Here is a 20,133-nt window from a genome sequence, read left to right as displayed (position 1 = left end):
GGGGTTTCCCCATGTGAGAGTAGGTCATCGTCAAGATTAAATTCCAGAACCCCATTTGCGAAAGCAGATGGGGTTTTGTTTTTGCGCGCGATAAAAGAATAGAGCAAAAAAAACCACCCCGTAGGGTGGTCTCCATTTCCAACGCTGATCAGTCACCACGATAGACGCAACCGCTAGTACAGGTTTCGTGAATCCGTATAGCGGACAACTCTGGCAGCAGCGGCTTAAGCTCTTTCCAAATCCACTTCACCAGCACTTCACTGGTCGGATTTTCGAGGCCGGGGATGTCATTCAGGTAGTTATGGTCCAGGCGCTCGTACAGAGGCTTGAAGATTGTCTTGATCTCGGAGAAATCGCGAATCCAGCCGGTATGCGGATCCGGTTCGCCCTGCAGATAGATCGCTACACGGAACGAGTGACCGTGCAGACGTCCGCACTTGTGTCCGTCCGGCACGTGAGGGAGCCGGTGAGCGGACTCGAACGTAAATTCTTTAAAAATTTCCACGGTGATATAAGCCTTGAGAAGTGGCGATCGCCTGCGCGATAAATGCAAGCTGCGAGTTTATCAGCAATGGTTTGGCGAGTGACAGGCTGAACCTGACCACGTGGTTAAACCAGAGGCTCCAGCCGTTCGGCGAGACGGCCCGTGTCTACGAGCTCCAGAAACTCATCCCCCAGCCGCTGGCTGCTTTCCATTGCAGTGCGCCAGTACCGTTGCCGATCTGCATCCCTCCCGACGAACCGTTTGAAATCGCTTCTATCAGGCAGCTTGCGGTAGGGCAGCGTAGCCAGGTACGCGTGTGAGGGAGCCAGCAGCACCACGTCTTGAAGCCGAGTCTGGTCGCCTCTGCGCCATGGCAGTGCCTTGTCAAACCAACCCGGAATGATTTTGTCGGTGAAGTGCGGATACAGCACAATGTCGCTTCCGCTGTACGGAAGGTCCAGATGGTAGTCGAGCAGGCCGCCGTCGCGGAACATCCCTGCGCCGACACCGGGTATCTCTCCAACGCCCTCCATGACCATCGGAATGGAGCCAGACGCCAGCAATGCCTGGCGCAGGTTCAGAGTGTCCAGCGGCAAGCAACACGATGGGAAGTCAGTCAATGGCAGCAGGGGAGGGACGAGGCGTGGGTCGTGCATGACCAGTCGTTCGAAATGTCGCGACAGGCGTGCGCGCCCGATCAGGTTATCAGCGACGACAGCCCCTAGCCCCAGGCTTAACCCTGCGCGATGATCCCGGGCAAGCAAGCCACGGCTTCTGACGATCATCACGTTGAGACGGTAATGAGCATTCGCCAGAACGTGTGCATCATTCGCCTGCAAAAGCGCATCAAGCATCGTCACGCAGCTTCGGGTGACCTGTGCCATCGTCACGCCTTTGGCGAAACTCTGCTCGTTGTACAGGTGGCCAAGTCGCCGGATACCTGCAACCGGGTCCGGCAGGCAGGCGCTAGCAAATCGCCACGAACCGATAGAGGCGCCAATCAACGATCGCTCCCGTTGAGCCCGGGGCAGCCATTCACCGAACAGCGCCAGATCCAGGCCCTGAATGCCCAATGCTTTCGGACCACCCGCGGCGCCAGGGATGATGCCGACATCTATCGGCGATAGGCCTTGCTCCCTGATCCGCGTCATCGCACGCCTGCCGGCCTTGATAGTCAATGCCGGGTATTTGATGTGAATGTTGCTCATGGCCCCTCCGGGTTGGACAGGGGCGAAGTATATCGTGGGTCCCGCTTTCATCCACTGGAGGCTCGACGGGTAGTGGCACGTAGCCAGATAAATTCAGCTTCAATTAAGTTCGCCCGTTTATGGTGGGTTCCGTAAACAACCAGACCCCTACGGAGATCCACCATGAAAATCCTGACTGCCTTTATCGCTGCCACTGCACTCACTGTCACAGCCGGTTATGTCCAGGCCCGGGATTTAGGTCCTGATGAGGCGCTGAAACTGCGCGATGCAGGTACTATTCAGTCCTTTGAAAAACTCAACGCTGTCGCCTTGGCCAAGCACCCTAAATCCACCATTACTGATACCGAGCTGGAACAGGAATATGGCAAGTACGTTTACCAGATCGAACTGCGCGATGCGCAAGGTGTGGAGTGGGACGTTGAAGTGGACGCCGTCAGCGGGCAGATTCTCAAAGATCACCAGGACGCCTGATGATCGCCAGTAAGCGTCCCGCCAAGCGTTTCGTTTACTGTCTGGTGGCCGTATGTGCGGTCACCTCGAGCCTGGAGTGCCTGGCTCGGGACCTGAATCAGGACGAGGTGCTTGAGCTGCGAAGGAAAGGCGTGATTCTGCCGCTTGAGCAGTTCATTGATCAGGCATTGGGGCGTTACCCCGGCTCTAAGTTGCTTGAGGCCGAACTTGAGGAAAAACACGGCGTGTTGGTGTATGAGATTGAGCTTCTCACTGCCGATCATGTGGTGCGCGAGCTGAAATTCGATGCCGGTGACAGCCGCCTGTTGCAAGACAAGGAAGACGATTGATGCGTTTGTTATTGGTTGAGGACCACGTTCCTTTGGCGGACGAGCTCATCAGTACGCTGGGCCGGCAAGGCTACGCGATCGACTGGCTGACCGACGGCCGCGACGCCATTCATCAAGGTGCCACCGAGCCCTACGACCTGATCGTGCTTGACCTCGGTCTGCCGGGGGTTCCGGGGCTTGAGGTCCTGCAGAAATGGCGCTCCGGCGGGCTGTCCACGCCTGTCCTCATTCTGACCGCGCGGGCCTCTTGGGCCGAGCGTATCGAGGGCCTCAAGGCCGGCGCCGACGACTACCTGACCAAACCCTTCCATCCCGAGGAACTGCAGTTGCGCATCCAGGCGCTGCTTCGCCGTGTCCGAGGTCTGGCCAACCAACCGAAACTCGAAGCCGCAGGCCTGCACCTGGACGAGGGGCGCCAGTGCGTCAGTCGCGGTGAGGAGGACATTCAACTGACGGCGGCGGAATTTCGCCTGCTCCGTTATTTCATGCTGCACCCCGGGCAGATACTCTCCAAGAGCCACTTGGCAGAGCACCTTTATGATGGGGAGAACGAACGGGACTCGAACGTCATCGAGGTCCATGTCAATCATTTGCGTCGCAAGCTTGGCCGCGCCGTTGTCGAGACGCGGCGTGGGCAGGGCTATCGTTTTGCCGGGACGGGCGAGTGAGGTCCATTCAGCGACGGCTGAGTCTGGGCCTGATCAGCGTGCTGTTGATTGTCGGGTTGGTCTTGGCGCAGATCAGCCTGTGGCTGTTTGAAGTGGGCTTGCAGCGATACCTCGAGTCTGGCCTGCGCAATGAAAGCGAACTGCTGCTGGTGGCACTGGTTCGCGGTCCGGACGGCTTGCAGCTTGACGAGCATCGGCTGTCGCCCGGCTACCAACGACCTTATTCCGGCCATTATTTCCGGATTGATTTCGACCAGGGCCATTGGCGGTCGCGCTCGTTGTGGGATCTGGAGTTGCCGCATCCCGGGCAGCCCGGACTGCATGCCGATCTTGCCCTGGAAAAGACCGATCAATCGCTGTTGTTGCTGCACACCGATTACCGCAAGTTCGGCCAGACCATCTCCATCACCGTCGCTCAGGACTACACGCCGGTGCGGGACAGTTTCGCGCTGGTCCAGCGTATCGGTCTCGGGTTGGGTTTGATGGCTCTGGTTTTGATTCTTGTGTTGCAACGCGTCACCGTTCGCCGCGCCCTGCGCCCGCTGGAAAGGGCCAGAGAACAGATTTTCCAGTTGCAACAAGGGCAGCGCTCGCAGCTCGATGAGCGAGTGCCGGTGGAGCTTGAGCCGCTGGTCGCGCAGATCAATCATCTGCTGGCCCATACCGAGGATAGTCTCAAACGTTCTCGCAATGCCCTTGGCAACCTGGGCCTCGCGCTGAAGACGCCGCTCGCGGTCCTGATGAGCCTGGCCGAAGGCGACAAGCTGGCCGGCCACCCGCATGTGCGCGACACCCTGCGCGATCAATTGCAGCACATTCAGCAGCGTCTTGAGCGTGAGCTTAATCGTGCGCGGTTGTCAGGCGATGCCTTGCCGGGCGCGCGATTTGATTGCGCTGCGGAGATTCCCGGGCTGTTCTCCACCTTGCGGATGATTCATGGCGAGCACCTTGAGCTCAGCAGTGAAATCGGTGCGGGTCTGTTTCTGCCGTGGGACCGTGAGGACATCCTCGAATTGCTCGGCAACATCATGGACAACGCCTGCAAGTGGGCCGACAGCCAGGTCAGCTTGACCATTGCCAAGCACGCTGACGGCTACTGCCTGCTGATCGACGACGATGGCCCGGGCATCCCCGTGGAGCATCGCGATGACGTCATCGGCCGTGGCAATCGCCTGGACGAGCAAGTGACCGGCCACGGTCTGGGACTCGGCATCGTCAAGGACATCGTCGAGGCGTGGGGCGGGCGCATTCAGTTGCTGGACAGCCCCATGGGCGGGTTGCAAGTGCGCATCGATTTGCCCGAGCGAATCAGCCCGCAACTGCCGGGGAGCGAAAGCGCACGTCAATCTTCATGACCTCAACTTTTTGCGCGCCGGGCCGTTAACCGTAAAGGAACCCCAACGGCTCAACGCACAAAAACAAAGGGTCATGACTGCTATGCGGCTAAATCTCAAAGCCAAAGTACTTTCGCTCGCGGTGCTCCCGGTATTGGTGTTCGCACTGATCATCAGCGCCAGCACCGTCATCATGTTGCGTGAACAGGGCAAGCGCGAAGTCGAGGAAACCCGCCAGCACCTGCTCGCGGAGGCCAAAGCCACGTTACAAAGTTACGTGGCTGTCGCGCTGGGCACCATCAAACCGCTGTATGACGCCTCGGCCCCGGGTGACATGGAGGCCCGCGCGCAAGTCATCAAAATGCTCTCTCAGGTCAACTACGCCAAGGACGGATACTTCTTCGGTTACGATTCTCAGGCGGTGCGGCTGTTCAAGGGCAATAGTCCGGACGGCATCGGCAAGAGCTTCAAAGACGCCCGCGATCCGAACGGTGTTTTCGTCAATGCTGGTCTCGTTGACGTCGCGAAAGCAGGTACTCATTACCTGGAATATTCCTCGGCGCTGCCCGGTTCGAGCGAACTGGTGCCCAAACTGGGGTATACCGAATACCTGCCGAAGTGGGACATGGCGTTCGGGTCGTCGATCAACCTGGACAACATCGATGCCAAAGTCATGGAGCTGCAGAAGAATGTCGCCGAGCGCCGGCAGAGCATGCTTGTCAGCATCATCGGCATCACGCTGCTGGTACTGGTGATCATCGCGGCGGCGGGTTTCTGGATCGCGGGCGGTATCCTGCGGCCCCTGCGCCTGATGAAAGCCAACCTCGATGACATCGCCGCCGGTGAGGGTGATCTGACCCGGCGTCTGGCGGTGACCTCCCAGGACGAACTTGGCGATCTGGCGGGTTCGTTCAACCGCTTCGTCGACAAGATTCACGGGCTGGTCCGGCAGATCGCCGAAATGACCTCTCAATTGACCGGGCTTGTGGGTGAAGTGACCGATCAGGCGCAGCGTTCCGAGCAGGCCATGGAGCGTCAGCGTCACGAGACCGATCAGGTGGCTACGGCGATTAATCAGATGTCGGCCGCGGCCCAGGAAGTCGCGAAGAGCGCGCAGGGTGCCTCGGTGGCTGCGCAGCAAACCGATGCCGAGGGTCAGGCCGCCAAGCGAGTGGTCGACGGCAGCATTCAGCAGATTCACGCGTTGGTGAACGACATCCGCGACAGCGGTACGTCACTGGACAGCCTGCAGAATGACGTGTCGTCCATCGTCGGCGTGCTCGGGGTGATTCGTTCCATCGCCGATCAGACCAATCTCCTGGCGCTCAACGCCGCGATCGAAGCCGCGCGTGCCGGGGAAGCGGGTCGCGGGTTCGCAGTGGTAGCGGATGAGGTGCGTGCGTTGGCCAGCCGCACGCAGCAAAGCACTCAGGAAATTCAAGGCATGATCGACCGTTTGCAGCAGGGCACCCACGGCGCGGTGCAGGCCATGAAACGTTCGAGCGAGGCGGGCGACGGGACTTCCGCTCGCGCCAACGAAGCCGGCGCGTCGCTGGACACCATCGGTCAACTGATCGGCACTATCAACGCGATGAACGCGCAGATTGCCAGCGCTGCAGAAGAGCAGACGGCCGTGGCGGAAGAGATCAATCGCAGCGTCCACCAGATCGCCGTGGCGGTCGAAAGCGTGGCCGATGAAACCCGCCACAGCGCCTCCACGTCACGTAACCTCACGGCGCTTAACCAACGACTCGGCCAGTTGGTTCGGCAGTTCAGAATCTAAACGGGGCGGCGGGCCTCGCTCGGGGCCCGCTGTCAGCGCTTCCTCCACTGACCGTGCACTTCAGGCGCGGCACTCCTGCGGCGATTGACTGACTAAGCATCAGGCCGTGTGCTTGGCGCGGTGTAATGACATGGAAGAAACATGAACGAAACCGCGCTGCAAAAGAAAACCCTCCTGCTGTTATTGATACTGGTCACCATCGCGTTTATCTGGATTCTGCTGCCGTTCTACGGCGCGGTGTTCTGGGCGGTGATCCTCGGGATCATCTTCGCGCCGCTGCAACGCCGTCTGTTGGCCCGCTTCGGCTGGCAGCGCAACCTGACGTCCCTTTGTACGCTGATGATCTGTCTGGTCATCGCGATTCTGCCGGTCATCGTCATTGCGGCGTTGATGGTTCAGGAGGGGGCGACGCTCTACAAGAATGTGGAAAGTGGTCAGCTCGACATCGCCAAGTACCTGGCTGAATTCAAAGTGCTGCTGCCGCCTTATGTGCAGCATTGGCTTGATCGTCTGGGCATGGGAGATTTCAACGGGCTGCGCGACAAGATTGCCAAAAGCGCGATGCAGGGCAGCAATTACCTGGCGACCCAGGCGTTCAGCTTCGGGCAGGGTACGTTCGATTTCGTGGTCAGTTTTTTCATCATGCTCTACCTGCTGTTCTTTTTCCTGCGTGACGGACAGGACCTTACCCGCAAGATCCGCATCGCGATTCCGTTGGCCGAGCCTCAGAAACGCCGATTGCAGTTGAAATTCACGCGTGTTGTGCGTGCAACGGTGAAGGGCAATATTGTCGTGGCCGTGACGCAAGGCGCGTTGGGCGGGTTTATTTTCTGGGCACTGGATATCCCGAGCGCTTTGCTGTGGGCGGTGATGATGGCGTTTCTGTCGCTGCTGCCGGCGGTGGGGGCGGGGATTGTCTGGGCGCCGGTTGCGCTGTATTTCCTGCTCAGCGGGATGATCTGGCAGGGTGTGGTGTTGGGGCTGTTTGGGGTGTTTGTGATCGGGCTGGTGGATAACGTGTTGCGTCCGATCCTGGTGGGCAAGGATACGCGGATGCCCGATTATCTGATTCTGATTTCGACGCTGGGCGGTATGGCGGTGTTCGGGCTGAACGGGTTCGTGATCGGGCCGATGGTGGCGGCGTTGTTTATGTCGACGTGGGCGTTGTTTACCGGCGACAAGAAAACCGTTCGATTGCCTGGTTAGCGTGTGTTTTAAGATCAAGATCTAAAGCGTCTGCCTAAGGGCAGACTGTTTCGCCTTCGGCGAGTTACTTGGAAAAGTCGAAAGTCGCACCATCCCCAAGTAACCAAGGGTGCTTGCTCCTGGTTGGGCCCGACTTCGTCGGGTTCCTTCACTCCGGTCTCGCTCCGTGGGCCCGCGCCGAACGGACATCCATGTCCTGACGGCGCTCTCGCCGCATCCATGCGGCTCGGCCCACTGCGCGAGACCTCCGTTCAGCCTGCACCCAAGTCGCGATTGGCGGTGTTTGAGCCTTTTGCGTGTGAAGATCAAAAGCACATCTAAAGCAGATCAAGGGCTTCCCGGCTAAAGCCAGTCCTACAGGTATTCGCGCACGGTCAGTAGGACCGGCTTTAGCCGGGAAGCTGTTGATCTTGATCTTCATACAAAGCCAGTCCAGACGACATCCATCGCGACTTGGGTGCAGGCCCACGGAGCGTCGTCGGAGTGAGGGAACCCGACGAAGGAGGGCCAAACCGAGAGCAGGCACTTTTGGTTACTTTTAGTGCTTTTTAAAAGTAACTCGCCGAAGGCGAAACCGAGGCCGTTAGGCCGACGCTCTTGATCCTCGGCTCTTCCAAAGTACTAAAGCCAAAGCCATAAAAAACCCTGCTCGAAAGCAGGGTTTTTTGTGCATCACTCAATAATCACAAACCCGCATGGCCCACCAGGGTCAGCAGCGGTTGCGGGTACACGCCCAAGAAGAACGCCAGCAGCGTAATCCCCAACAGCATCACGCCACCTGCACGCTGTGCCCAGTTGAACGGGGCGTCGTGGCGCTGGATCTTCGAGTCCTGCAGATACAGCGTCACCATCACCCGCAGGTAATAGAAGACACCAATGGCGCTGCCCACGACCAGCGAACCGGTCAGCCACCACAGGTGCGCTTCGACGCCCGTCGCGATGATGTAGAACTTGCCGATGAAGCCAGTCGTCAGCGGGATACCGGCCAGCGACAGCATCATCACGGTCAGCACCGCCGTCAGGTACGGACGACGCCAGAACAGGCCGCGGTATTCGAACATCGCATCGGCATCGCGGCCGCTGTACGGTGACGACATCAACGTGACCACGCCGAACGCGCCCAGGCTGGTCAGCACGTAGGTGACCAGATAAACGTTGATCGCCTCGACCGCCATGCCTTTGCTCGCCACCATCGCGATCATCAGGTAACCGAAGTGCGCAATCGACGAATAGCCCAGCAGACGCTTGAGGTTGTTCTGCGTCAGGGCCAGCAGGTTACCGACCAGGATCGACGCCACGGCAATGACCGACATCACGTCGGTCAGCACACCACTGGTGGCCGCCGGGGAGATCTGGAACAGGCGGACCAGCACGCCGAACACCGCGACCTTACTGGCCGTGGCAAGGAAAGCCGCCACCGGGGCAGGGGCGCCTTCGTACACGTCCGGTGTCCACAAGTGGAACGGCACCAGCGACAGCTTGAAGCCCAGACCCACTAGCATCATGCCCAGACCCAGGCTGGCGATCGGGCTTGGCATACCGGTGGCCGCGATGGCCTTGCCGATTTCGCTGAAACCCAGGCTGCCGGATTCGGCATACAGCAGCGCCATACCGAACAGCAAGAAAGCCGAGCCGGCGGCTGACAGCACCATGTACTTGATGCCGCCTTCCAGCGAACGCTTGTTGAAGAAGGCGTAGGCCACTAGACCGTAGACCGGCACCGACAGCAGTTCCAGACCGATGAACAGGCTCGCCAGGTGTTGCGCGGCGACCAGCACCAGGCCACCGGCCGCAGCCATCAGGATCAGCAGGTAAAGTTCTTCGCGGTTACCCGGATAGCCCGCCTTGCCTTCACCCAGGTAGGCGTGAGCCAGCGTGACGCAAGCCAGCGTGGACACCAGGATGATGCCCATGTAGAGGCAGGCGAAGCTGTCGATTTGCAGCAATGGCGTGACCACCAGCGGCGCAACTTTCAGCGCCGGGTAGATGGACAGCAAAGCCAGGTTGAGTCCCGCTACCGTCAGCAGGAATGATTGCGAGTGATTGCGACGCCATGCGATGCCCAGCATCACCACCACAATGGTGATGCTGGTAATCAGCAGCGGCGCCAGCGCAATAAAGTGTTGAATCGTCAGGTCCATAGCGCTCTTACCGGGCCGAAGCGAGTTGAGTGAAGGCGGTGCCGAGCCATTGCTGCACGCCATGCATGGTCGCCGAGGAGGTGTCGAGGATCGGTTGCGGGTACACGCCCAGCAGAATCAACAACACCGCCAGACCCAGCACCATGATCAATTCCCGGCCGTCCATGCCTTTATAGACCGCGTCGGATTTGGCCGGGCCGAAGTACGCACGGTGGATCATGATCAGCGAGTAGACAGAGCCAAACACCAGGCCGGAGGTGGCGATGGCGGTGATCCATGGCGAGCTGACAAAGCTGCCGATCAGGATCAGGAATTCACCGACGAAGTTACCGGTCCCTGGCAGGCCCAGCGACGCCGCAGCGAAGAACAGGCTGATCGCCGGCAGGTACGCGATCTTGTTCCAGAGACCACCCATTTCACGCATGTCGCGGGTGTGCAGACGCTCGTACAACTGGCCGCTGAGGATAAACAGCGCGGCAGCCGACAGACCGTGAGCGAGCATCTGAACGACGACGCCTTGCAACGCCTGCTGGCTGCCGGAGTAAATGCCGATCAGCACGAAGCCCATGTGGGAAACGCTGGAAAACGCGATCAGGCGCTTGATGTCGGTCTGGGCGAAGGCCAGGAAGGCACCGTAGAAGATACCGATCAGGCCCAGCACCATCGCGATTGGTGCGAACTCGGCCGAAGCATTCGGGAACAGTGGCAGGGCAAAACGCAGCAGACCATACGCAGCGGTCTTCAACAGGATGCCCGCCAGGTCCACGGAACCGGCGGTCGGCGCCTGGGCGTGAGCGTCAGGCAACCAGGAGTGCAGCGGCACGATCGGCAGCTTCACCGCGAAAGCGATGAAAAAGCCCAGCATCAGGATGTATTCGGTGCCGTGAGACAGCTTGGTTTTCAACAGGTCCGCGTAACCGAAGGTGATCACGCCGGTCTGGTTGAAGTGCACCAGCACCAGACCCAGGATCGCCACCAACATGATCAGGCCGCTGGCCTGAGTGAAGATGAAGAACTTGGTCGCTGCGTAGATCCGGGTCTTCTTGCCATCTGCCGAGCTGTGACCCCAGAGCGCGATGAGGAAGTACATCGGCACCAGCATCATTTCCCAGAAGAAGAAGAACATGAACAGGTCGATGGCGAGGAACACGCCAACCACGCCGCCCAGGATCCACATCAGGTTCAGGTGGAAGAAGCCGACGTTACGTTGAATCTCTTTCCACGAGCAGAGTACCGAGAGTATACCCAGCAGGCCGGTCAGCAGAATCATCAGCAGGGACAGGCCGTCGAGGGCCAGGTGCACGCTGATGCCGAAGCGCTGGATCCACTGAAGCTTGAATTCAAGGGCCCAGGTCGGATCGGCGCCCGGAGCGGGAGCATAGGTAAACGTACCGGTGCTCCAGACCCACAGGCCCAGAATCGTCTCGAGAGACATGGTCAACAGCGCAATCCAGCGCGGCAGGGTAGGGCCGAAGCGCTCACCTTGCCAGCACAGCAGGCCGCCGATGAAGGGGATCAGGATTAGCCAAGGCAGAATCATGACGGGCTCAATTCCTTTCGCAAAGTCGCAAGGTTCATGTCAAATCGACTCATCAGACCAGCACAATCGCGCCGAGTACCAGTACGGCACCTGCGGCGATCGAAGCGGCGTACCAACGGAGCTGACCGGTTTCGGTGCGGGTCATCAAGCCGTTGCCGGCTTTGACCAGGCGCGGAATCAGGCCGATTGTGTGGTCGAGCGGGTCGGCACGCAGGAGGCGACTGATTGCCAGGTAAGGTTTGACGAACAGCACGTCGTATACCCAGTCGAAGCCCCACGCCGCAAACCACCATGCCGACAGGAAACGACCCGGACCGCTGTTGGCGATGGCAGTGGCCAGACGACGCTTGCCAAGGAACAGCACCGCCGCCAGCAGAATACCGGCCAGAGCGATGGCGCCCGAGGCGATTTCCAGACTGTGCTTGGCTTCGCCGCCCGCATGCCCCGCGCTTTCCGGCAGCACGCCGGCCAGTGGCGGATGAATCCAGGCGCCGATGAACGTCGACAGCACGATCAGCACACCCAGCGGTAACCAGTGGGAAATCCCGTGGCCGGCGTGGGCTTCGGTCTTCGCTTCGCCGTGAAAGGCGATGAAGATCAGGCGGAAGGTGTAAAGCGAGGTCATGAACGCACCAAGCAGACCTGCGTAAAGCAGATAGTCATGGCCGCTGGCGAAGGCTTCCCAGAGAATTTCGTCCTTGGAGTAGAAGCCCGCAGTGACCAGTGGCAAGGCCGACAACGCCGCGCCGCCGACGATGAAGCTGGCGTAGGCCAGAGGCAGTTTCTTCCACAGGCCGCCCATCTTGAAGATGTTCTGCTCGTGGTGGCAGGCAACGATCACCGCACCGGACGCGAGGAACAGCAGCGCCTTGAAGAAGGCGTGGGTCATCAGGTGGAAAATCGCGCCGTCCCAGGCGCCCACGCCCAACGCCAGGAACATGTAGCCAATCTGGCTCATGGTCGAGTAGGCGAGGATACGTTTGATGTCGGTCTGCACCAGTGCGGCGAAACCCGCCAGTACCAGGGTCACGCCGCCGACAATCCCGACCAGATGCAGGATGTCCGGAGCGAGGATGAACAGGCCGTGGGTCCGTGCGATCAGGTAAACGCCTGCGGTTACCATGGTCGCGGCGTGGATCAGTGCCGACACCGGGGTAGGACCGGCCATTGCGTCTGCCAGCCAGGTTTGCAGCGGCAGTTGCGCGGATTTACCGACCGCACCGCCCAGCAGCATCAGCGTGGCCAGCACGATCCAGAAATCACCGACCTTGAAGTGCTGTGGCGCACGAACCAGCAATTCCTGAATGTTCAGCGTGCCCAGTTGTTGGAACAGAATGAACAGGCCGATGGCCATGAACACGTCGCCGATGCGGGTCACGATGAAGGCTTTTAGTGCGGCGTTGCCGTTGTTGCGGTTGCTGTAATAGAAACCGATCAACAGGTACGAGCACAGGCCCACGCCTTCCCAACCGAAGTAGATGAACAGCAGGTTGTCGCCCAGGATCAGGAACAACATGCTGGCAATGAACAGGTTGGTGTAGGCGAAGAAGCGCGAATAACCGTCTTCACCGCGCATGTACCACGAGGCGAACAGGTGAATCAGGAAGCCGACGCCGACCACCACACCGAGCATGGTGATGGACAGGCCATCGACATACAGGGCGAAGTTGGGCTCGAAGCCGTCCACCGACATCCACCGCCACAGCACCATGGTCAGTTGACCGCCGTCCGGTGGTGAGACGTTGAATTGCCAGATCACGTACGCGGCAACGATGGCCGACAGGCCAATGGAACCCACGCCGATCAGGGCTGAGAGGTTTTCCGACCATTTGCCGCGCGAGAACGACAGCAGCAGGAAACCGATCAGGGGGAATACGAAAGTCAGAAAGAGTAGGTTCATCCGCGCATCTCGCTGGCAGCGTCGATATCGAGCGTGTGGAAGCGGCGATACAGTTGCAGCAGGATCGCCAGGCCAATACTGGCCTCGGCTGCGGCAAGGCTGATCACCAGAATGAACATGATCTGGCCGTCAGGCTGTGCCCAGCGGCTGCCCGCGACGACAAAGGCCAGCGCGGCTGCGTTCATCATGATTTCCAGGCTCATCAACACGAACAGAATGTTGCGGCGTACCAACAGGCCCGCCAGGCCGAGGCAGAACAGGATGCCGGCGACCGCCAGACCATGTTCCAGAGGGATTGCTGAGTTCATGGCTTTACTCCTTCGCCTCGTTACGGCCGACATGGAACGCCGTCACGGCTGCCGCAAGCAGCAGCATCGAGGCGAGTTCGACAACCAGCAGGTAAGGGCCAAACAGGCTGATGCCGACGGCTTTGGCGTCCACCGTGGTGTGACCGATGGAGGCGCCGGTGGAGTTGGCAAACAGCACGTAGATCAACTCCGCCAACAGCAGGCCGCCCAGCAGAATCGGGCCGAGCCAGATGCCGGGTTTGAGCCAGGCGCGTTCTTGTTGAACCGAGGCCGGGCCCAGGTTCAGCATCATCACCACGAAGACGAACAGCACCATGATGGCGCCAGCATAGGCGATGACTTCAAGGGCACCGGCGAACGGCGCGCCGAGGCTGAAGAAGGTCATGGCCACGGCGATCAGCGAAATGATCAGGTAGAGCAGGGCGTGCACCGGGTTCGTGTTGGTGATCACCCGGAGGGTGGCCACCACAGCGATGCCGGATGCGAAATAGAAAGCGAATTCCATCTTTCTTCCTTAAGGCAGCAAGCTCTTGACGTTGATGGGCTGGGCTTCGTTCTGTGCATCGCCTTTCGGCTTGCCGGCGATGGCCATCCCCGCAACGCGGTAGAAGTTGTAATCAGGGTTCTTGCCGGGGCCGGAGATCAGCAGATCTTCCTTCTCGTACACCAGATCCTGACGTTTGAACTCGGCCATCTCGAAATCCGGTGTCAGCTGGATCGCGGTGGTCGGGCAAGCTTCCTCACACATGCCGCAGAAGATGCAACGCGAGAAATTGATGCGGAAGAACTCCGGGTACCAACGACCGTCGTCGCTCTCGGCCTTCTGCAGCGAGATGCAACCCACCGGGCATGCTACGGCGCACAGGTTGCAGGCCACGCAGCGCTCTTCGCCGTCGGGGTCGCGGGTCAGGACGATGCGGCCACGGTAACGTGGCGGCAGATAGACCTGCTCTTCCGGATATTGCAGGGTGTCACGCTTACGGAAGCCATGGCCGAAGACCATGATCAGGCTGCGCAGCTGGGTACCCGTACCCTTAACGATGTCGCCAATATATTTGAACATGGGTCAAATCCTCACTGAGCCGCCAGGACGACCGCAGCGGTCACCAGCAAATTGATCAGGGTCAGTGGCAAGCAGAACTTCCAGCTGAAATCCATCACCTGGTCATACCGCGGACGAGGGATCGAAGCACGCAACAGGATGAACAGCATGATGAAGAACGCGGTTTTCAGGGCAAACCACATGAACGACAGTTGCGGCAGGATATCGAACGGTCCGTGCCAGCCACCGAAGAACAGGGTCACCAGCAGCGCCGAGATCAGGATGATGCCGATGTACTCACCGACGAAGAACATGCCCCATTTCATGCCGGCGTATTCAATGTGGTAACCGTCGGCCAGTTCCTGTTCCGCTTCCGGCTGGTCGAACGGGTGACGGTGAGTCACGGCGACGCCAGCGATGAAGAAGGTACAGAAGCCGAAGAACTGCGGAATGATGAACCACAGGTGATCGGCCTGGTACTTGACGATGTCGCCCATGTTGAACGAACCGACCTGCACCACGATGCCCATCAGCGACAGGCCGAGGAACACTTCGTAGGACACGGTCTGCGCCGAGGCACGCAAGCTGCCCAGGAGGGCGTACTTGTTGTTCGATGACCAGCCGGCGAACAGCACCGCATAGACCGACAGACCGGCCATGGCGAAGAAGAACAGCAGGCCGATGTTCAGGTCGGCGACCACCCAGGTCTGGGTCACCGGGATAACCGAGAACGCGATCAACAGCGCGCTCATGGCCACCACCGGCGCCAGGGTAAAGATCACCCGGTCGACGAAGGGCGGGTTCCAGTCCTCTTTAAAGAACATCTTCAGCATGTCGGCAGCAATCTGGAACATGCCGAACGGCCCGACGCGGTTCGGCCCGTAACGGTCCTGCCACCAGCCCAGCAGACGGCGTTCGACGAAACTGAGCAGCGCGCCGCAGACCACCACGGCGAGCAGCACCACGATGGCCTTGACGACAGCGATGATCGAGTCGATCACTTCAGGGGTGAACCAGGTCATTGAGCGGCCTCCTGCACTGCGTCAACGGTTTTGCCGAACAGCGCCGGAGGAATGCCGGCCAGACCGGACGGCAGCGCCACCAGGCCTGCGCCCAGTTCCTCGCTGATGCGCAGCGGCAGACGCAGGGTCTGGCCGGCAACACTCAGGCTGAGCAAGGCGCCTTCGTTGACACCCAGACGGTCCGCTTCGGACTTGGCCAAGGCTACATACGGTTGAGGAATGCGCTCTTGAACCGGTGCGGCTTTGGAGGAGGTTTCTTCGCTGCCGAACAGGTGATAGAACGGCACGACCTGCCAGGTCCCCTGTGCAGGGGAGAAGGCACGTGGAACGTTGGCGAACCAGCCCAGCTTGTCGCCGCTGCTTTCGATCAGGCGTACGCCCGGATCGCCAGCACGCAGGTGACCACCGACCTCATCCTGGAACTTGTTCCAGGCCTGCGGCGAGTTCCAGCCCGGCGACCAGGCAAACGGCACCTGGGAACGCGGTTCGGCAGAGCCCGAATAACCTTCCATCGAGAACGCGAACGCGGTGTCGATGTCCTGAGGCATACGGGGTTCGTGCACGCTGATGTTGGCGCGCATGGCGGTCCGGCCGCTGTAACGCAGCGGTTCGCGTGCCAGCTTCAGGCCCTTGATGCGGAACGCGGCAGACGGCGCGGCACCAACGATCCCGGCCAGTTGCGGATTGCTTGCGGCGCAGGCAGCGGTGACGTGGTCGAGCTGGGTCCAGTCAACCGGCTGATTCAACAGGGTGGCGCGCAGGGCATGCAGCCAGCGCCAGCCTTCGTGAACCAGAATGCTCGCGTCCAGGTACGTCGGATCAAAGACCTGGAAGAAGCGCTGGGCGCGGCCTTCCTGGCTGACCAGCGTACCGTCGCCTTCGGCGAAGCTTGCCGCCGGCAGTACCAGGTGCGCGCGGTCGGTGGTCGCGGTCTTCTGATGATCGGCAACGATCACCACTTTGGCGGCCTTCAGTGCAGCCTCGACCGTCGCAGCGTCAACGCGGGTGAACAGATCGTTTTCCAGCACGACGATGGCGTCGGCCTGGCCCGAAATCACGGCCTGCAGCGCAGCGTCGACCGAGTCGCCACCGAACAGGGTCAAGCCCATGCTGTTGGCTTCCGGCACGATCAGGCTCAGCGAACCCTGCTTGTCGCGCAGCTTCAAGGCCTTGGCGATGTTCGCCGCCGCTTCGATCAGCGCGTTCGAGCCCAGCGAGGCGCCGGACACGATCAGTGGGCGCTTGGCTTCAAGCAACGCAGCAGCAATGCGCTCGGCCAGTTCCAGCGCTTCGCTGTCCAGACCGACAACGGCCGGGGCGCTCGGGTCGATGGCGTGGGCCACGGCGAAACCGATGCGCGCCAGATCATCGGGCGCCGCGTGCACGCACTCCTCGGCGATGTCGTCGAGGCGGGTGTCGGTCAGGCTGGCGATGAACAGCGGGTTCAGCTCGTGCTGACCGATATTTTTGACCGCAGCGTCCAGCCACGGTTGGACTTTCATCGCAGCGGCCATGTCTTCGGCTTTGTTCTTCACCGACTGACGCAGGCCGAGGGCCATGCGCGCAGCGGTCTGGGTGACGTCTTCACCGAGAATGAACACGGCGTCGTGCTCTTCGACTTCACGCAGCGTCGGGATCGGCAGCGGGCTGTCTTTCAGCACTTGAGCGATCAGGCGCAGACGCTCCAGCTCACCGGCTTCGATGCCCGAGTAGAAGTGCTCGGCACCGACCAGCTCGCGCAGGGCGAAGTTACTTTCCAAGCTGGCGCGCGGCGAACCGATACCGACGATGTTGCGCCCGCGCAGCAGGTCAGCGGCCTTGTCCAGCGCAGCGTCCAGGCCCAGCTTGATGCCTTCGGCCAGCGGCTGGCGTGGACGGTCCGTGCGGTTGACGTAGCCGTAGCCGAAACGGCCACGGTCGCAAAGGAAATACTGGTTCACCGAACCGTTGTAGCGGTTCTCGATACGGCGGATTTCGCCGTAACGTTCGCCCGGGCTGATGTTGCAGCCGCTTGAGCAACCGTGGCAGATGCTCGGCGAGAACTGCATGTCCCATTTCCGGTTGTAGCGCTCGGAGTGGGTCTTGTCGGTGAACACACCGGTCGGGCAGACCTCGGTGAGGTTGCCGGAGAACTCGCTTTCCAGGGTGCCGTCTTCAACGCGACCGAAGTACACGTTGTCGTGGGCGCCGAACACGCCAAGGTCGGTGCCGCCGGCGTAGTCCTTATAGAAGCGCACGCAGCGATAGCAGGCGATGCAGCGGTTCATCTCGTGCGCGATGAACGGCCCCAGTTCCTGATTCTGGTGGGTGCGTTTGGTGAAGCGATAACGGCGCTCGTTGTGGCCGGTCATCACCGTCATGTCCTGCAAATGACAGTGACCGCCTTCCTCGCAGACCGGGCAGTCGTGCGGGTGGTTGGTCATCAGCCATTCGACGACGCTGGCGCGAAACGCCTTGGATTCGTCGTCTTCGATGGAGATCCAGGTGTTGTCAGTGGCGGGCGTCATGCAGGACATGACGATACGACCACGGGTGTCGTTCTCGTCGGTGTACTGCTTGACCGCGCACTGGCGACAGGCGCCAACACTGCCAAGTGCCGGATGCCAGCAGAAATAAGGGATGTCGAGGCCCAGCGACAGACACGCCTGTAACAGGTTGTCTGCGCCATCGACTTCGAGCGCTTTGCCGTCTACGTGGATAGTGGCCATGGTTCAAAGTTCTTCGTTGGCCCGGTGTCAGCGGGCGTGGCTAATGGAATCTCGGTGCCATCCGACTCAAACAGCCTCGCGGCGTCGTCGGATGCAGGGAAGGCGACCTTGTGAGCCGCCAACCGTTTATCGTGTTATGCGCCGACCACGGTCGGACTGATGACCTGATTGTGGTCGCCCGCACGTGCCGGTGCGATGCCTGCCTCGAATTCCGGCCGGAAATACTTGATCGCGCTGCCCAGAGGTTCCACGGCGCCCGGTGCGTGGGCGCAGAAGGTTTTGCCTGGGCCGAGGAAGTTGACCAACCCCAGCAGCGTCTCGATATCGCCCGGTTGACCCTGGCCATTCTCGAGGGCGCGCAGCATTTTCACGCTCCACGGCAAGCCATCGCGGCACGGCGTGCAGAAACCGCACGACTCCTGGGCGAAGAACTCTTCCATGTTGCGCAGCAGCGAAACCATGTTGACCTTGTCGTCCACCGCCATCGCCAGACCGGTACCCATCCGGGTGCCGACCTTTGCCACGCCGCCGGCGTAGAACTGGCAATCGAGGTGTTCCGGCAACAGGAAACCGGTACCGGCGCCGCCGGGCTGCCAGCACTTGAGCTTGAAGCCGTCGCGCATGCCACCGGCGTAGTCTTCGAACAGCTCGCGAGCGGGGAGGCCGAACGGCAGTTCCCACAGGCCAGGGTTCTTCACCTTGCCGGAGAAGCCCATCAGCTTGGTGCCGTGGTCTTCGCTGCCTTCGCGGGCGAGGGACTTGTACCAGTCGTTACCGTTGTTAACGATGGCCGGGACGTTGCACAGGGTTTCGACGTTGTTCACGCAGGTCGGCTTGCCCCATACGCCCACCGCAGCGGGGAAGGGCGGCTTGGAGCGCGGATTGGCGCGACGGCCTTCGAGGGAGTTGATCAGCGCGGTTTCTTCACCGCAGATGTAACGCCCTGCACCGGTGTGCACGATCAGCTCGAAATCAAACCCGCTGCCGAGGATGTTCTTGCCCAGCAGGCCGGCGGCTTCGGCTTCTTTCACCGCGCGGCGCAGGTGCACCGCCGCAGTGGTGTATTCGCCGCGCAGGAAGATGTAACCGCGGTAGGCCTTCAGCGCGCGCGCACTGATCAGCATGCCCTCGATCAGCAGATGGGGCTGTTGCTCCATCAGCATGCGGTCTTTCCAGGTGTTCGGCTCCATCTCATCGGCGTTACACAGCAGGTAACGGATGTTCATGGATTCGTCTTTGGGCATCAGCCCCCACTTCACGCCGGTGGGGAAGCCTGCACCGCCGCGGCCTTTGAGGCCGGAGTCTTTGACGGCCTGGACGATTTCGTCAGGCGACAGCGTCGCAAACGCTTTGCGCGCCGCGGCGTAGCCGTCTTTCTTCTGGTATTCATCGAGCCATACCGGCTCGCCGTCATCGCGCAGACGCCAGGTCAGCGGATGGGTTTCCGGGGCGCGAGTGATGAGGTTGGCGGGGCCGAAGGAAGTGATGGTCATACGTAACCCTCCAGCAGCGGGGCGACGCCCGCGGGCTGCAGATTGCCGAAAGTATCGTCGTCGATCATGACCGCCGGCGCCTTGTCACAGTTGCCCAGGCAGCAGGCCGGCAACAGCGTGAAGCGGCCGTCGGCGGTGGTCTGACCCAGGCCGATGCCCAGCTTGCTCTGAATCTCGCTGACGATGTCTTCGTGACCGGCGATGAAACAGACCATGCTGTTGCAGACGCGAATGATGTGGCGGCCCACCGGCTGACGGAAGATCTGGCTATAGAATGTCGCCACGCCTTCAACGTCGCTGGCAGGGATGCCCAGCACTTCACCGATGGCGTAGATGGCGCCGTCCGGCACCCAGCCGCGTTCTTTCTGGACGATTTTCAGGGCTTCGATGGACGCCGCGCGCGGGTCCTCGTAGTGATGCATTTCGTGCTCGATGGCCGAGCGCTCGGATTCGCTCAGGGCGAAACGGTCTGTCTGGATAAGCGTGCTGTTCATGC

The 20,133-nt window shown here is 60.6% G+C and carries 18 protein-coding genes; 6 read left to right on the top strand and 12 right to left on the bottom strand.

Annotation, left to right across the window (positions count from 1 at the left end; all coding sequences use genetic code 11):
* Nucleotides 1-148: 148 nt before the first annotated feature.
* Nucleotides 149-505, bottom strand: coding sequence for a 6-carboxytetrahydropterin synthase QueD (queD, locus tag QWI18_RS22585; RefSeq protein WP_074893670.1), 357 nt, complete (start codon nt 503-505; stop codon nt 149-151).
* A gap of 104 nt (nt 506-609) precedes the next feature.
* Nucleotides 610-1,692 (bottom strand): patatin-like phospholipase family protein, encoded by a 1,083-nt coding sequence (locus QWI18_RS22580; RefSeq protein WP_192136159.1) that lies wholly within the window; start codon nt 1,690-1,692, stop codon nt 610-612.
* 162 nt (nt 1,693-1,854) lie between these two features.
* Here QWI18_RS22580 and QWI18_RS22575 point away from each other — a divergent pair, with 162 nt between their 5' ends.
* The 6 genes from QWI18_RS22575 to QWI18_RS22550 all read left to right on the top strand — a co-directional run bounded on the left by QWI18_RS22575 (nt 1,855) and on the right by QWI18_RS22550 (nt 7,483).
* Entirely contained in the window at nt 1,855-2,163 is a 309-nt protein-coding gene (locus QWI18_RS22575; RefSeq protein WP_065989102.1) for a PepSY domain-containing protein, read from the top strand.
* Entirely contained in the window at nt 2,163-2,492 is a 330-nt protein-coding gene (locus tag QWI18_RS22570) for a PepSY domain-containing protein (protein WP_065989104.1), read from the top strand. The genes QWI18_RS22575 and QWI18_RS22570 overlap by 1 nt, the downstream gene beginning before the upstream one ends.
* The gene (locus QWI18_RS22565) at nt 2,492-3,160 is read left to right on the top strand and encodes a response regulator transcription factor (protein ID WP_065989106.1); all 669 of its coding nucleotides are present in this window, start codon (nt 2,492-2,494) and stop codon (nt 3,158-3,160) included. Before QWI18_RS22570 ends, QWI18_RS22565 begins: the two co-directional genes overlap by 1 nt.
* Complete coding sequence (locus tag QWI18_RS22560; protein WP_369319905.1) at nt 3,157-4,515, top strand: ATP-binding protein; 1,359 nt, start codon at nt 3,157-3,159, stop codon at nt 4,513-4,515. The genes QWI18_RS22565 and QWI18_RS22560 overlap by 4 nt, the downstream gene beginning before the upstream one ends.
* Before the next feature lie 82 nt (nt 4,516-4,597).
* On the top strand, nt 4,598-6,277 hold the full coding sequence (locus tag QWI18_RS22555; protein ID WP_192136165.1) for a methyl-accepting chemotaxis protein: 1,680 nt from the start codon (nt 4,598-4,600) through the stop codon (nt 6,275-6,277).
* Nucleotides 6,278-6,418: 141 nt separating this feature from the next.
* Nucleotides 6,419-7,483 (top strand): AI-2E family transporter, encoded by a 1,065-nt coding sequence (locus tag QWI18_RS22550; RefSeq protein ID WP_192136167.1) that lies wholly within the window; start codon nt 6,419-6,421, stop codon nt 7,481-7,483.
* 683 nt (nt 7,484-8,166) lie between these two features.
* Here QWI18_RS22550 and nuoN read toward each other — a convergent pair.
* The 10 genes from nuoN to nuoE all read right to left on the bottom strand — a co-directional run bounded on the left by nuoN (nt 8,167) and on the right by nuoE (nt 20,131).
* Complete coding sequence (nuoN, locus tag QWI18_RS22545) at nt 8,167-9,624, bottom strand: NADH-quinone oxidoreductase subunit NuoN (protein WP_074892029.1); 1,458 nt, start codon at nt 9,622-9,624, stop codon at nt 8,167-8,169.
* A 7-nt stretch (nt 9,625-9,631) separates the two neighbouring features.
* Nucleotides 9,632-11,164 carry an NADH-quinone oxidoreductase subunit M gene (nuoM, locus tag QWI18_RS22540; protein WP_065989114.1) on the bottom strand — a complete coding sequence of 511 codons (1,533 nt, stop codon included), beginning with the start codon at nt 11,162-11,164 and terminating at the stop codon, nt 9,632-9,634.
* Between the two features lie 52 nt (nt 11,165-11,216).
* A complete protein-coding gene (gene nuoL / locus QWI18_RS22535; RefSeq protein ID WP_369319904.1) occupies nt 11,217-13,064 on the bottom strand; it encodes an NADH-quinone oxidoreductase subunit L in 1,848 nt (615 codons plus the stop codon).
* On the bottom strand, nt 13,061-13,372 hold the full coding sequence (nuoK, locus tag QWI18_RS22530; protein ID WP_065989117.1) for an NADH-quinone oxidoreductase subunit NuoK: 312 nt from the start codon (nt 13,370-13,372) through the stop codon (nt 13,061-13,063). Before nuoK ends, nuoL begins: the two co-directional genes overlap by 4 nt.
* A 4-nt stretch (nt 13,373-13,376) precedes the next feature.
* Entirely contained in the window at nt 13,377-13,877 is a 501-nt protein-coding gene (gene nuoJ, locus QWI18_RS22525; RefSeq protein WP_037008804.1) for an NADH-quinone oxidoreductase subunit J, read from the bottom strand.
* Nucleotides 13,878-13,886: 9 nt separating this feature from the next.
* Entirely contained in the window at nt 13,887-14,435 is a 549-nt protein-coding gene (gene nuoI, locus QWI18_RS22520) for an NADH-quinone oxidoreductase subunit NuoI (protein WP_065989118.1), read from the bottom strand.
* 11 nt (nt 14,436-14,446) lie between these two features.
* The gene (nuoH, locus tag QWI18_RS22515) at nt 14,447-15,436 is read right to left on the bottom strand and encodes an NADH-quinone oxidoreductase subunit NuoH (protein ID WP_037008811.1); all 990 of its coding nucleotides are present in this window, start codon (nt 15,434-15,436) and stop codon (nt 14,447-14,449) included.
* Entirely contained in the window at nt 15,433-18,144 is a 2,712-nt protein-coding gene (gene nuoG / locus QWI18_RS22510; RefSeq protein WP_369319903.1) for an NADH-quinone oxidoreductase subunit NuoG, read from the bottom strand. The genes nuoH and nuoG overlap by 4 nt, the downstream gene beginning before the upstream one ends.
* A 134-nt stretch (nt 18,145-18,278) precedes the next feature.
* Complete coding sequence (nuoF, locus tag QWI18_RS22505; RefSeq protein WP_369319902.1) at nt 18,279-19,637, bottom strand: NADH-quinone oxidoreductase subunit NuoF; 1,359 nt, start codon at nt 19,635-19,637, stop codon at nt 18,279-18,281.
* Nucleotides 19,634-20,131: an NADH-quinone oxidoreductase subunit NuoE gene (nuoE, locus tag QWI18_RS22500; RefSeq protein ID WP_065989124.1), complete on the bottom strand. Its 498-nt coding sequence runs from the start codon at nt 20,129-20,131 to the stop codon at nt 19,634-19,636. The genes nuoF and nuoE overlap by 4 nt, the downstream gene beginning before the upstream one ends.
* Nucleotides 20,132-20,133 lie beyond the last annotated feature (2 nt).

Origin of the sequence: Pseudomonas sp. W2Oct36, from assembly GCF_041060465.1 — a bacterium.
GTDB lineage: Bacteria > Pseudomonadota > Gammaproteobacteria > Pseudomonadales > Pseudomonadaceae > Aquipseudomonas > Aquipseudomonas graminis_B.
The sequence above is the reverse complement of the archived record's forward strand: the minus strand, read 5'-3'. Positions and strand labels throughout refer to the sequence as shown.